8 protein-coding genes and 1 pseudogene are annotated in these 13,468 nt (G+C 68.2%); 2 read left to right on the forward strand and 7 right to left on the reverse strand.

Annotated elements, in window-relative coordinates:
• Positions 1–113: 113 nt before the first annotated feature.
• Positions 114–1,142, forward strand: a complete 1,029-nt coding sequence (locus tag OM977_RS16875) for a LacI family DNA-binding transcriptional regulator (protein WP_264355039.1) — start codon at positions 114–116, stop codon at positions 1,140–1,142.
• Positions 1,143–1,768: 626 nt separating this feature from the next.
• Here the strand turns inward: OM977_RS16875 and galK are convergent.
• Both galK and galT read right to left on the reverse strand, forming a co-directional pair.
• Positions 1,769–2,941: a galactokinase gene (gene galK / locus OM977_RS16880; RefSeq protein WP_264357460.1), complete on the reverse strand. Its 1,173-nt coding sequence runs from the start codon at positions 2,939–2,941 to the stop codon at positions 1,769–1,771.
• A 15-nt stretch (positions 2,942–2,956) separates the two neighbouring features.
• Positions 2,957–4,093: pseudogene (gene galT, locus OM977_RS16885) on the reverse strand (galactose-1-phosphate uridylyltransferase); the annotation flags it as partial.
• A gap of 161 nt (positions 4,094–4,254) precedes the next feature.
• Between galT and OM977_RS16890 the strand changes: the two are divergent.
• Entirely contained in the window at positions 4,255–5,055 is an 801-nt protein-coding gene (locus tag OM977_RS16890; protein WP_264355040.1) for a DeoR/GlpR family DNA-binding transcription regulator, read from the forward strand.
• Between the two features lie 40 nt (positions 5,056–5,095).
• On the opposite strand, the gene OM977_RS16895 is transcribed toward OM977_RS16890, so the two are convergent.
• The 5 genes from OM977_RS16895 to OM977_RS16915 form a co-directional block, all read right to left on the reverse strand.
• Positions 5,096–6,487, reverse strand: a complete 1,392-nt coding sequence (locus OM977_RS16895) for a TrkH family potassium uptake protein (RefSeq protein WP_264355041.1) — start codon at positions 6,485–6,487, stop codon at positions 5,096–5,098.
• Between the two features lie 68 nt (positions 6,488–6,555).
• Positions 6,556–8,538 (reverse strand): amino acid transporter, encoded by a 1,983-nt coding sequence (locus OM977_RS16900; protein ID WP_442960665.1) that lies wholly within the window; start codon positions 8,536–8,538, stop codon positions 6,556–6,558.
• A gap of 227 nt (positions 8,539–8,765) precedes the next feature.
• A complete protein-coding gene (locus tag OM977_RS16905; protein WP_264355043.1) occupies positions 8,766–9,437 on the reverse strand; it encodes a response regulator in 672 nt (223 codons plus the stop codon).
• Positions 9,412–11,982, reverse strand: a complete 2,571-nt coding sequence (locus OM977_RS16910; protein ID WP_264355044.1) for a DUF4118 domain-containing protein — start codon at positions 11,980–11,982, stop codon at positions 9,412–9,414. Before OM977_RS16910 ends, OM977_RS16905 begins: the two co-directional genes overlap by 26 nt.
• A 182-nt stretch (positions 11,983–12,164) precedes the next feature.
• Positions 12,165–13,334 (reverse strand): aminotransferase class V-fold PLP-dependent enzyme, encoded by a 1,170-nt coding sequence (locus OM977_RS16915; protein WP_264355045.1) that lies wholly within the window; start codon positions 13,332–13,334, stop codon positions 12,165–12,167.
• Positions 13,335–13,468 lie beyond the last annotated feature (134 nt).

Here is a 13,468-nt window from a genome sequence, read left to right on the forward strand (position 1 = left end):
GATTTGCCGCCTGGACTTCGTACTCCCCGGTAACGATTGACTCGTGTAGATTACCGTGCGACACTGTCCGAAAACGTGCAGGATGAGAGGGCGCGGGAACTAGCATGGATGCCATGACAACGCCGGCAATCCCCGCCCACCGCAGCCAGGTCACCCGCAAGGACGTGGCCCGTTACGCGGGCGTCAGCACCGCCGTCGTGAGCTACGTGGTGAACGGCGGACCGAAGAAGGTGGCGCCGGGCACCGAAGCCAAGGTCCAGGATGCCATCAGGATCCTGGGGTACCGGCCGAACGCTGCCGCGCGGGCGCTGAAGCTGGGCTCCAGTGAGACGATCGGCCTCGTCATCCCGGACAACTCCAACCCGTTCTTTTCCCTGCTGGCACATGCGGTCGAAGACGCGGCGGCAGAGCGCGGCTTTGCGCTGCTGCTGACGAATTCCGACGGGAACCTCGCCAAGGAACGCCGGCACGTGCGTAACCTGGCCGCGCGCCAGGTGGACGGGGTGGTGCTGGCCAGTGTCTTGTTCGAACCCGACCTGGCCGAGCTCGAAGCGGCGGAGATCCCCTCGGTGCTCCTGAACCACGGCACCGAGTCCCCGGGGTTCAACAGCGTCGGCGTGGACCTCGCTGCCGGGGCCCGGATCGCCGTCGAGCACCTGATCGGCCACGGCCACACCAACATCGCCCTCGCCATGGGAACGAACACAGCCAACGACTTCGACCGGCGCGAGGCGGGATGGCTGCAGGCCCTCGAAGATGCGGGACTGCCCGAAGGCCAGATCGTCCGCGGACCGTTCACCCGCGAGGGCGGCTACACGGCCGGCCGCAGGCTGCTCGCCTCCGCCAACCGGCCCACGGCCGTCTTTGCCAGTTCGGATATGCAGGCTATCGGCATCCTGCGCGCCGTCCACGAGGCCGGGCTCACCGTGCCGGGCGATATTGCCCTGTCATCCTTCGACGGCTCGGCCGAAGCCGAGTTCAGCTGGCCCCCGCTCACCACGGTGGAACAACCCGTGCGGGACATGGCGGAGGCCGCCGTCGCCGCCCTCGTCGGCGCCCGCCGCGGCGAGCAGCCGGAGCACCGCACCTTCCCCACCGCACTCCGGGTGCGGCAGTCCTGCGGCTGCGCCCCGGCGGCCTAACGCCCATCGACTGCTCCGTAACCGCCGTTTTGAGGGGTTCAAAAGGGCGGTGGGGGGCCCACGCCGGCAGGGTTCCCTGGCCGAGCTTGTGAGGCGAGGGGGCCGGTGGGGGGCCCACGCCGGCAGGGTTCCCTGCCCGAGCTTGCGAGGCGAGGGGGCCGGTGGGGGGCCCACGCCGGCAGGGTTCCCTGCCCGAGCTTGCGAGGCGAGGGGGCCGGTGGGGGGCCCACGCCGGCAGGGTTCCCTGCCCGAGCTTGCGAGGCGAGGGGGCCGGTGGGGGGCCCACGCCGGCAGGGTTCCCTGCCCGAGCTTGCGAGGCGAGGGGGCCGGTGGGGGGCCCACGCCGGCAGGGTTCCCTGCCCGAGCTTGCGAGGCGAGGGGGCCGGTGGGGGGCCCACGCCGGCAGGGTTCCCTGGCCGAGCTTGCGAGGCGAGGGGGCCGGTGGGGGGCCCACGCCGGCAGGGTTCCCTGGCCGAGCTTGCGAGGCGAGGGGGCCGGTGGGGGGCCCACGCCGGCAGGGTTCCCTGGCCGAGCTTGCGAGGCGAGGGGGCCGGTGGGGGGCCCACGCCGGCAGGGTTCCCTGGCCGAGCTTGCGAGGCGAGGGGGCCGGCGGGGAGCAACCGACGTCAGGAAATGCGCCCGGCGCCCGCCGCCGGTGTGACGGTGAAGATATCGGGCGCGGTGAATCCTGCGTCCGCGAATGCCCGGACGACGGCGTCCCGTACCTGCTGCTCGTGCCGCGCCGGGGTCAGGGCGATGGCCGAGCCGCCGAAGCCGCCGCCGGTCATGCGGGCGCCGATGGCGCCGGCGGCGCGGGCCGTGGCCACGGCGAGATCGAGCTCGGGGCAGGAGATCTCGAAGTCGTCCCGCATGGAGACGTGGCTGGCATCCAGGAACTGGCCGATGTGGGCCGGTCCCTGGCTCCGGAGAGCGTCCACGGTCAGCAGCACGCGGTGGTTCTCGGTGACAATGTGGCGGACGCGTCGGAACGTCACAGGATCAAGCAGCGCGCGGGCCTCGTCAAGGTCGGCGACGGTGACGTCGCGCAATGCCTTGACGCCGAGGACGTCGGCGCCGAGCTCGCAGGAGGCACGGCGGGAGGCATAGCCGCCGTCGGCGTGCGAGTGCGAGACCTTCGTGTCGATGACGAGCAGCACGAGCCCCGACTCCTGGGCCTCGAACGGGACGAGTTGCACGGCCTGGTCCCTGCAGTCGAGGAAGACGGCCTGCCCGGCGGCCCCGCGCAGGGACGCCGACTGATCCATGATTCCGGTCGGAGCGCCGACGAACGCGTTTTCCGCGTGCTGGGTCAGCCGGACCATGTCCTCGGCGGACAGCCCTGCCCCGGTGAGTTCGTTCAGGGCCGTGATGACCGCACATTCAATCGCGTGCGAGGAGGACAATCCAGCGCCAAGGGGCACGTCGGAGTCCAGCAGAAGGTCGAATCCGGGAACGTCGAGGCCGTGCCGCTGAAGCGCCCAGGCCACGCCGAGGGGGTATTTGGCCCATCCCTTCACGGCACCGGGCACAAGGTCCGCGGCGTCGGCCTGGACCGGGCCTTGGTCGCCAAAGGTGGACAGCAGCCTGATCGTGGAGTCCCCGCGGAGGCGGAGCGCCGTCCGGGCCCGCTTGTCAATGGCGAAGGGCAGCACAAAGCCCTCGTTGTAGTCGGTGTGCTCGCCGATCAGGTTGACCCGGCCGGGGGCGGCCCAGACGCCGTCCGGGGCGGCCCCGAAGGTCTCCTCGAAGCGGGCCGCCAGGTCGCGGGCCTGGGCGTCAGCGCGTGCGGTGGTGTTCATGCGGGGGGCGCCTTCCGGGGTCAGGGCCGCGTGGGTCCGGACAACATCGGCCGGCACGACGGCGGCTTCGCGCAGCCGGGCGGCGACGGATTCGGGCGTGGTGTCGTTGATGAAGGCGCCCATGGCAGCCTCGGAGCCCGCGAGGTATTTGAGCTTGTCGGCCGCACGCCGCGGTGAGGTCAGCTGCAGATGCAGTTGCCCAGCCCGGCGCATGTGCGGCTCGAGCGGAGCCTGGTGCCAGGCCGCGATGTAGGGGGTCGGCGTCGGGTAGAGGGCGTCGAAACGCTTGAGCAGTTCGGGGTAGAGGTCCGCCAGTTCGTCGCGTTCAGCCCCGTTCAGCCCTGCCAGGTCCTGGACCTGGCGGTGCGGGACGAGATGGACTTCCAGCGGCCAGCGTGCGGCAAAGGGGACGTAGGCGCTGAAATGTTCGCCCTCGAGGACCATGCGGCTGCCGTCGCTGCGCTCGGACTGGAGGAGGGACGAGGTGAGGGTCGCGGTGCCGTCCGAGTTGTCGAAGTACTCGCCTGCCGCGGCGGCCAGGACGGCGGCGCGGGGCGTGACATAGGGGTAGGCGTAGATCTGCCCGTGCGGGTGGTGGAGGGTGACGCCGATTTCCGGGCCCCGGTTTTCGAACGGGAAGACCTGCTGGATGCCGGGCAACGCGCTGAGGGCCGCAGTCCGGTGGGCCCAGGCATCGATTACCGTCCGGGTTCGCTGCCAGCCCAGTTCGGCAAAGGATCCGGTGTGCTCCGGAGTGAAGGCAACCACTTCACAGCGGCCCACCGCGGGTGCCGTGGTCCCCCAGACCGGCACGGCATGGATCTCGTTCGTGTCCGGACCGAGCGAGGGGAAGCGGTTCTCAAAGACTGCCACGTCGTAGTCGGGGGCAGGAATCTCGGTCTGGTTGGCCGGCGTCGTGGGGCAGATCGGGCACTGGTCCGCCGGCGGCAGGTGCGTTCGCGACTGCCGGTGCGCAGCGACGGCCACCCATTCCCGACTCAGCGCATCAAAGCGCAGTTGGCCGGGTTCCGGGCGGGCGGGAAGATCGCGGTGGTCCACCAGCGACGCCGGAGGGCGCTCCGGGGACGCGGCGTCATCGAAGTAGAGGATCTCCCGGCCGTCTGCCAGCCTGGTCATGGTGGTTCGTGTCATGGTCTAATTTGTACACGATAAAACATTTTCGAACAATAGAGAACACCAAAGCTTGGGGCGAGGCGTCCGCCTGCTCCTGGCCAAGATTAGGATGGGCAGGAGGAAGCTCGCCCAGCCGCCACTCCCCCAAGCCTCTTGTCAGCACGTTCGAAGGACGCAGCATGCTAGCCCCAGCCCGCCACGCCGCCATCATCGCGGAGGTCCAGCGCGAACGGATCGTTCGCGTCGCGGACCTCGCGCAGATGCTGGGCGTGTCCCTGATGACCGTCCGGCGCGACATCGATGCGCTGGACGCGGCCGGCGCCGTGGAGAAAATCCACGGCGGGGCAAAGCTGCCCGGCGGCGCGAGCACGCACGAGCCGGGTTTCGAGCTGAAGGTGACGCAGCTGCAGGAGGAGAAGGCCGCGATCGCGCAGGAGGCGGCCGCCCAGGTGCGCGAGGGGATGGCGGTGGGCCTGAGCGCGGGCACCACCACCTGGGCGCTCGCCCGGCTGCTGTGCGCCGGTCCCCGGATCACGGTGGTTACGAACTCGGTGCGGATCGCCGACGTCTTCCATCAGGGCTCCTCGCCGTCGGCGGTGATCCTCACCGGCGGCGAACGCACACCCTCGGATGCCTTGGTGGGCCCGCTGGCCACGTCCGCACTGAAGCAGCTGCATCTTGACGTCCTCTTTCTGGGCGTCCACGGCGTGGATACCGACGCCGGCTTCACCACGCCGAATGTGCTGGAAGCCGAAACGGACCGCGCCTTCATGGCCGCCGCCCGGCGCGTGGTGGTGCTGGCCGATCACACCAAGTGGGGAACCTTTGGCATCAGCACCATCGCCGGCCTGGAGGAAGCCGACGAGCTCATCAGCGACGAGGGGCTGCCCGGTGAAGCCCGGCGCATCCTCAGCGACCGGGTGGGCCGGCTTCGGCTGGCGCCCGCGGGTTCCGCCGCCGCCGCGGTGGAGGCCGGGTAGGGGTTCCGGTGGCGGTACCTGCCGCGCCTGCTGGGCGCTCCTAGCCGATGATCGGCCGTTCTTCGGGAAGCCGGTACAGGCGGGGGCGGGACGAAAGGGCGAGCGCGGATGCAACGGCCACTGTCCCGATGCGGCCGGTGAACATCAGCGCCATCAGCACCCATTGCGCGGCCGGCGGCAGGTTGAAGGTGATCCCGGTGCTCATCCCCACCGTGGCGAACGCGGAAATGGACTCGAACAGGGCCTTCTCGAGGCCGTAGTCGGTGAGCAGAAGCAACAGCAGCGTTCCGCCAACCACGGCGGCGACGCCCAACAGCGCGACGGACAGCGCCTGGCGCTGCGTTGAGGCGCTGATGGAGCGGTGCGCAACCGTGACCTCGTCGCGGCCCCGGACCTCGTTCCAGATGGCGAAGCCCAACACCAGGAAAGTCGTGATCTTGATGCCGCCCGCGGTGCCGGCACTGCCGCCGCCAATGAACATCAGGATGTTGGTGACCATGAGCGTTTCGGGTGCTGCCGCCCCGTAGTCGATGCTGTTGAATCCTGCGGTGCGGGGGAAGACGCTTCCGGCGAGCGAGCCCAGGAGCTTGCCGGTCAACGTCAGCGGCCCCAGCGTCTCGCTCCGGTTCCACTCGAACGCGCCGAAAAGCGCGAAGCCGGCCAGCAGGAGGAACAGGCTGCCGTAAATCGTGAGGCGAAGGTGGACCCTCCAGTCCCGCACTCTCATACCTCCGCGGAAAAGTTGGATAATCACCGGGAAGCCCAACCCTCCGGCGACGATCGCGACGCATATCGGGATGATGATCCAGGGGTCCTCGGCGAGGCCGATGAGGTTGTCGCTGTACAGGGAAAACCCGGCATTGTTGAAGGCCGACACCGCATGGAACGTTCCGTGCCAGAGAGCTGTGGCGGGGTTCCGGTCGTAGGCGATCCAGAACCGCGCCGTGAGTACCGCAGCCGTGGCGGCTTCGAAGAAGACCATTATTTTGGCAACGCGGAACAGCACGGCCCGCACGTCGCCGAGGTTCAGGGTGTGCGTCTCGGACTGCACGACGAGCTGGCCGCGGAGCCCGATGCTCTTGCGGACCAGCAGCGCGAGGAGGGTCGCGAGGGTCATGATCCCGAACCCGCCCGCCTGGATGAGGAGCAGGATGATGCCCTGCCCAAATGGCGTCCAGAACGTTGCCGTGTCCACGGTGGTCAGACCGGTGACACACACGGCTGAAACCGAGGTGAAGAGCGCGGGCATCAGGACATCCGTGCCATCGCCGGCGCGGGCGATGGGAAGCATCAGAAGCCCGGCCCCGACGAGGATCACGGCGAGGAAGGCCAGCGGCACGGAACGGACGGGATGCGAGAGAGCGCGTCGGAGGGCGCTCTCCGGCCGGGCGGCGTGGGCTTTGCCGTTCCGCGGCAACCCCCTTACCGCCATGCCGGCACCCCCCGCCCTGCCGGGGCGGCTAACGCCATTCCGGGACGGCAACATGCTCCTTCCGCGCCTTAGCCGACATGGATGCCAGGCCTACGCTCCGGGTCGGGCTCGTTCTCCCGGATGATTTCGCGAACCACGGGGGCGGTGTCCCCCCGGCCGAGCAGCAGGTAGCGCATCAGGTGCGCCAGCGGGTTGCCTTCGGACCATTCAAAGTAGGCGTGCGGGCGCACTCCCGTGGCGTTCCGGAGTGCGAGGAGGATCGCGGCTATGGCGTTAGGGGCCGCGGGGCTCTCGGCGCGGAGGACGCGGTGACCGCCCACTTCAACCCCCTTGACCTCCAGGATGTCGCTGAAGCCGGAGGGGTCCGTGACATCGATTTCTAGGAACATCACGTCGGCGGTGCCGGGCACCGGGTTCATTTCCCGCTGCGTGATCTCCTTACCGGCGTATTCCGCGACGTCCCGGCTCTCCGGCCGGTTCGCGATCAGGTTCAGCCTGCCGTCGAACTCGAGGGAATCGGTGATGAAGCGCCGGGCGGCGTCATCGAATTCGATCTTGTCCACACGCAGCTCGGTGGTTCTGCTGACCCTCGAGACCAGGGAGATAGCGACGATTCCAAGGATGAAGAAACCGGAAATTGCGATTCCGTCCGGCTTAGCAATCACGTTCGCGGCCAGGGCATAGAGCAGCACCATGGTCAGCACGGCGAACCCGACGGCGGCCTGGCGCTTTTTCCGGCGGGCGGCCGAGATGGTGACCGCGATGGAACCGGAGACCATCATGGCCAGGATCCCCGTGGCGTAGGCGCCGGCCTGGGCGTTGACGTCGGCGTTGAAGCCGATCGTGATGAGGATGCTGATCGCGGTGTAGACGAGGACCACGGGGCGGACCGCCCGTGACCAGTCCGGTGCCATACCGTAGGACGGCAGGTACCGGGGAACGATGTTGATCAGGCCTGCCATCGCCGAGGCCCCCGCGAACCAGAGAATCAAGATGCTGCTCACGTCGTACACCGAGCCGAAGCCGTTGCCCAGCCGTTCGTGGGCCAAGTAGGCCAAGGCCCGTCCGTTGGCCTCCCCGCCCTCCTGGAACGCTTCGGCAGGAATCAGCACCGTGGTGACGAAGCTGCTGCCGATCAGGTAGACGCTCATGATCAGGGCCGCCGCCGTGAGGAGCGTGCGGGTGTTCCTGATTCGTGATTCCAGCCGCTCCTCGGGGGTGGCACCCTTGGCTGCGACGAGGGGCATCATGCTGACCCCGGTTTCGAAGCCGGACAGGCCAAGCACCAGCAAGGGGAACGCCATCAGCGCCGGCCCGAGGATGCCGCCGAACCCGCCTCCGGCGGAGCCCAGGGCCTCAATCCAAGTGGAGAGTGCCCCCGGCGTGCTGAATATGTCAACGATCCCTACGCCGATGATGACGGCATTGAGCAGGAGGAAGACAGCTACCAACGGGATGGCGACGGCCACGGCCTCGGAAAAGCCGAGCAGGAACACGCCGCCAAGGATCAGGAGCAGCACCACCGTGATTGCCACGGCCTGGCCTTCGAGGAACGGGGGCAGGTAAGGGTTTTCCAGCAGATGGACGGTGGCGTCCGCCGCGGACAGGGTGATGGTGATGATCCAGGACGTGGCGACGAAGCCGAGCAGGATCAGGACAAAGATCTTTCCCCGCCAGAACGGCAGGAGGTTTTCCAGCATCGCGACTGATCCCTGTCCGTGCGGGCTTTCCTTCGCGACCCTGCGGTACATCGGCAGCATCCCCAGCAGGGTCAGGGCCACTATCAGCAGGGTGGCGAGCGGGGAGAGTGCTCCGGCGGCGAGCGCTGCGATGCCGGGCAGGTAGGACAGCGTGGAGAAGTAGTCCACCCCTGTCAGGCACATGACCTTCCACCAGCTCTGCTGGTGCGCGGTGTCTTCGGCCGCTTCGGGACCGACGGGTGGGTGCACCCGATGTTCCAGAAGCCACCTGACCAGCGTATTGCCGGGTTCAGCCGGGCGTTCCGGGTTTGGAACGCTGGCTGGGATCGAGAATTGGGCAGATGCTGTCAACGACGTGTCTTTCTGTACTGCAAGGAGCGGGCCAGCCTAATCCCGGCTCCCGGTGCGAGCCCTCAGCCGTCGCGATTACGCGGGGCTTGGGCACCGGATGCTCGGGAATCCAACCACCGGAGCGTAGCCCGGGGCGCGCGTCGTGACAGCAGAATCCGGGGGATCTTAACGCTTTCTTAACGCCGCCGGCCCGGGCGGCCGGGACGCCCATGCCAACGGCCGAGCTGTTATTCCTGGAACCGGTAGCCCACCCCGGTTTCGGTCAGCAGGTGGCGGGGATTTGCTGGGTCCGGCTCGAGCTTCCTCCTGAGCTGGGCGAGGTAGACGCGCAGATAGGCTGTTTCGCCGGCGTAAGCCGGGCCCCAGACGTGGGTGAGCAGCTGCTCGTGGGTGACCAGTGCACCGCTGTTCCGCGCCAGCATTTCCAGGATGTTCCATTCCGTGGGCGTAAGGCGCACTGCGGCGCCGCGCTGGGTAACGCGCCTCGCGGCCAGGTCCACCACGAAGTCAGCGGTTTCCACCACCGGGACATCTGCTGAGGTACTCCGGCGCAGCGCGGCACGAAGCCTCGCCAGCAGTTCATCCATGCCGAACGGCTTGGTGATGTAGTCGTCGGCGCCGGCGTCCAGGGCCTGGATTTTGTCCTCGGAGCCGTGCCGGGCCGAGAGCACGATGACGGGGACGCCGCTCCAGCGGCGCAGCCGGCGGAGAACCTCAACCCCGTCCAGATCCGGCAGCCCCAAATCCAGAATGACGACGTCGACCGGATGGCGGGCAGCCTGATCCAGCGCCTCCTGCCCGGTAAAGGCCGTGACAGTGGAGTACCCCCGGGCATTCAGGTTGATCTGCAGTGCACGGAGGATCTGGACTTCGTCATCGACTATCAGCACTGCCGGCATGGTGTCCTCTCGGGCTGATGGCGGGCGGCGCTGCGCCGGTGGAAAGCGGCAACCGGATCACCATGGTCAGGCCGCCGCCGGGGGTAGGGTCGGCCAACAGCATCCCTCCCATCGCTTCGGTGAAACCTTTGGCGACCGCCAGTCCCAGTCCGATGCCGGTCCCTGCCGTGGTGTCATCCGCCCGCTGGAACGGACGGAACATGGCAAGCACTTCCTCGGCCGGGATGCCGCGGCCGTGATCGACCACACTCAACTCGCTGGCCGGGGCACCGCCGATTGTCGCGTTACCGGAGCCGCCCACCGCTCCGGCGATCACGACGTCGGAGTCCGGCGCGTATTTGAGGGCGTTCTCCACAAGGTTGGCGATCACCCGTTCCAGCATGCCGGGGTCCGCGTCAACCGGCGGCATGTTGTCAGGCAGAAGCACCCGGACGCGTTCTGAGGCTGTTCCCCGGAGGGCTTCGGAGATCACATCCGCCCAGTAGACCGGGGCGATGAGGGGCGCGACGGAGTCTGCCGTGATCCGGGACATGTCCAGGAGGTTGCTGACCAGCCGGTCCAGCCGGTCAGCCCCGGACTCTATGGTGGCAAGAAGTTCCTGCTGTTCCCCTGGGGTGAATGATACATTCCGGTCCCGGAGACTGCTGGACGCCAGTTTGATGCCCGCCAGCGGCGTCCGCAGGTCGTGGGACACGGCCCGCAGGATGGAGGTGCGCATCTTGTTGCCTTCCGCCAGCCGCAGGTTCTCCCGTTGGCTGGCCGTCAGTTCCTCGCGCTGCAGCATGGCCAGCAGATGCGACCCGAACGCACTGAGCAGGCGCCTGTCGTCCTGGCCGAGTTCCCGGCCGGTCAGTGAGAGGATCCGGGTCTCGTCCAACTGTTCGATGATGTCCTCGTCCGGCATCTCCGCCGGACGGGATGCACCCGAGTATTCCGCGAGCTGCCAGCGTGCGGTTCCGGGAGCCGTGGCACCGCGGACCCACAGGCCGGCACCGGCCGCCTGAAAATGTTCCCGGACCTGCTCCAGGACTGCCGGGACGCTGCTGCCCTCTGCCACCGCCCTACGGCTCAGCTCTCCCAGGATGGAGGCTTCCGCGCCGGCCCGCCGGGCTTCCTTGCTGCGCCTCGCGGACCTGTCCACCACCAGGGATACTGACACGGCCACGAGGAGGAATATCAGCAGCGCCAGCACGTTTTCCGGATCGATCACTGACAGCGAGCCTATCGGCCGGACGCTGAAATAGTTGACGGTCAGCCCTGCCAACACGGCGGCCAACACGGCGGGCCAGAGCCCCCCGACCAGGGCGACTGCCACGATGCCGGTCAGTTGAACCAGCATGTCGGTGGAAAGTTGCCGGTGCGGGAGCAGATCCAGGGCAAGCTCCAGCAGCAGGGGCAGGCCCGCTGCGAGGGCGAAGCCTGTCATCTCCCGGCGGCGGCCGAGGCGCGATGGCGCGCGGCCGGTCCCGGCCGCCTCCGCGGACGCCTCCCGCGTCACAAGGTGTACGTCGAGGGCGCCCGCGTTTCGCAGGACGGCAGCCGTCGTCCCGCGGCGGAAGCGGGCCCTCGCCCGGCGCCGGGAGCTTCCCAGGACAATCTGGCTGGCGTGGAGGTTTTGCGCAACCTCCAGCAGGGTGGCAGCAACGTCCTCGCCGCCGACAGCGTGGAAGACGCCTCCGGCGTCAACGGTGAGCTTGCGTTGCAGCTCGAGCTCCTTGCCGGAACTCAGCTCGCTCCCTGCGGCGCTGGTGCGGACATGGACCGCGTGGAGCTCCCCGCCCGCAGCGTTCGAAAGCATTCTCAGCGCCCGGCGAATCAGCGTCCGCCCTTCAGGCAGCCCGCTCAACCCGACAACGATCCGTTCACGGGTGGGCCAGCCGTCCCGTTTGTTGTTCCCTGCCCGGTAGCCGGACAGTCCGGCATCGATGCGCTCGGCCAGCCACAGCAGGGCGAGCTCCCGCAATGCGGTGAGCGGTCCGATCCGGAAGTCACCGGCCAGGGCGGCATCTGCGTCCTGCTGCCGGGGGTAGATCTTCCCTTCCCCAAGGCGCTGGCGCAACAATTCGGGGGACGCGTCCACCAGTTCGATCTGGTCGGCTCCCCGCACGGCGGCATCGGGAACCTTCTCCGCCTCGCTGTCGCCGGTGATGCTTTCGATGACGTCGGAGAGGGACTCCAGGCAGCGGATGTCCAGGGTGGAGATCACGTCGATGCCCGCCTCCAGCAGGACGGCCACGTCCTGCCAGCGGGCAGTGTTACCCGTGCCGGAACACCGGCTGCTGGCGTAGTCGTCGACCAGGACCACCTCGGGGGAACGTTCCAGCACGGCCGCAACGTCCAGCCCGGCCTCGTCTCCTGATCCGGCCGGGCACAGCTCCAGATCTGCCAGGAGCACGGCGGTTTCAGCCCTGCCACGGACGGACACCGCCCCGACGACAACGTCCGTTCCCTGCAACTGGAGCCGGCGGCCCTCCTCCAGCATGGCAAAGGTCTTCCCGGCCCCGGGTGCAGCTCCCAGGAAAATGCGCAGATTGCCTCGTGCCATGGCTCTATTGTTCACGCTCGCAGGCAATGCCGCTGCGCCCCGGCGGAATCGGGTCCCCTCTTCAGGCCTGAGCCCCGCCGGTGGAGAATTTCCTCAGGCACCAGCAGGCGAAGGCAGTACCCTCATGACCGAGTTCCTCGACGGTCTCCTGGACGTCCCGCCGTCGCCCGCTGGGCGCCGTTTCATGGCTGCTCCCCCTTGCTCTCGGCGTTCCGCACGGCCTCAACGGCATCGAGGGCCTGGCGGACGTCCGCCATCCCGTTGTACAGGTGCGGGGAGATCCGAACCCGCTTGTCGCCGGTCCACGCAAGAACCTCGCGGGCTTCCAGTCCGCGCCTCCAGTGGGCCTCATCCTCGACCGCAAATGCGACTATTCCCAGGCGCCGATGCGCGTCAGAGGGTGTGAGCATCCTCATGCCGAGGGCATGGAGTTCAGCCCACAGCACGTCGGTGAGGGCCCGGACGTGACGCTCTACGCTGTCGATTCCCGCAGCCCGCAGGTAGTCGACGCCGGTGCCGAGAATCTGCACGCACAATGCCGCGGGATTGCCGAGTTCGAAGCGCCGGCCGTCCCGGACCGGCGTCACCGAAGTGTCCCGGACGTCGGCGTCCACCCATTCGGCCGAAGTCCAGCCGGATTCCTTCGGCTGCCAGTTGGGCTGCCGAGCCGCATTGCAGTACGCAATCCCGGCGCCGTGCGTGCCCAGCGCCCATTTGTATCCGCATGCGAAGGCGAAGTCGGTCAGCGATATATCGAAGTTAGCCACGCCGAGGGCCTGGGAAACATCCACGATCAGGAGCGCCCCGCAGGAATCAGCGATTTCCCGGTACTCGGCGAGGTCGATCAGCTCGCCGGTGTAGTAGGAGACGAGGCTAACGGCGAGCGCCCGGGTGCGGGGGTCCACCGTGTCACGGAACCGGCGGGCATCCATCAGGTGGTCAGGGCTCACTACGAGGCGGACCTCCAGGTTTGTTCCGGTAACCCAGGGATACAGAACGGAGGGGTATTCCCATTGCGGCAGCACCACGTTTCCGTCCGGAAGATCGATAGTGCGCGCGACCATGTTCATGGCCTGCGCCACGTTCTGCGGGAATCCGAGGTCCACCGCCTGGCACCCAAGAAGAGCTGCCAGTGAATCGGCCGTCCGGGACACCTTGGCGTAGATGCGTTCCCGGCCTGCCATGCCCATGGCTTTGTCGTACATGAAGTCGCTGAACACGGCTGCCTGGGAGGCGAGCATCGGCGTCTCCCCTGCTGCCGCCAGGTGGCATAGCCCGGGCAGCCCCGTGAAATCGCCAGGGCTGACGAGGGGCTTGAGTCCGGCCTCGCGGGCAGTTTCGTTCCGGGACATGCTGCCGCACCTCCTGTGGAGCGCCGGCGCCACCCAACCTCCCAGGAGCCTTGCCGACGCTTCCATGGTGGCGCGCGCCCCGGCAGGGTACAAGGGGGCCGTGGTCTCGCGCTGCGGACGGACGACGACGGCGG

It is taken from the genome of Pseudarthrobacter sp. MM222, assembly GCF_947090775.1.
GTDB lineage: Bacteria > Actinomycetota > Actinomycetes > Actinomycetales > Micrococcaceae > Arthrobacter.

What these genes read in the sequence shown, in the direction of transcription:
- OM977_RS16875 (WP_264355039.1), top strand. Translation starts at nt 114, where the DNA reads ATGACAACGCCGGCAATCCCCGCCCACCGCAGCCAGGTCACCCGCAAG.
- galK (WP_264357460.1), bottom strand. Translation starts at nt 2,941, where the DNA reads ATGAACACCACCGCACGCGCTGACGCCCAGGCCCGCGACCTGGCGGCC.
- OM977_RS16890 (WP_264355040.1), top strand. Translation starts at nt 4,255, where the DNA reads ATGCTAGCCCCAGCCCGCCACGCCGCCATCATCGCGGAGGTCCAGCGC.
- OM977_RS16895 (WP_264355041.1), bottom strand. Translation starts at nt 6,487, where the DNA reads ATGGCGGTAAGGGGGTTGCCGCGGAACGGCAAAGCCCACGCCGCCCGG.
- OM977_RS16905 (WP_264355043.1), bottom strand. Translation starts at nt 9,437, where the DNA reads ATGCCGGCAGTGCTGATAGTCGATGACGAAGTCCAGATCCTCCGTGCA.
- OM977_RS16910 (WP_264355044.1), bottom strand. Translation starts at nt 11,982, where the DNA reads ATGGCACGAGGCAATCTGCGCATTTTCCTGGGAGCTGCACCCGGGGCC.
- OM977_RS16915 (WP_264355045.1), bottom strand. Translation starts at nt 13,334, where the DNA reads ATGTCCCGGAACGAAACTGCCCGCGAGGCCGGACTCAAGCCCCTCGTC.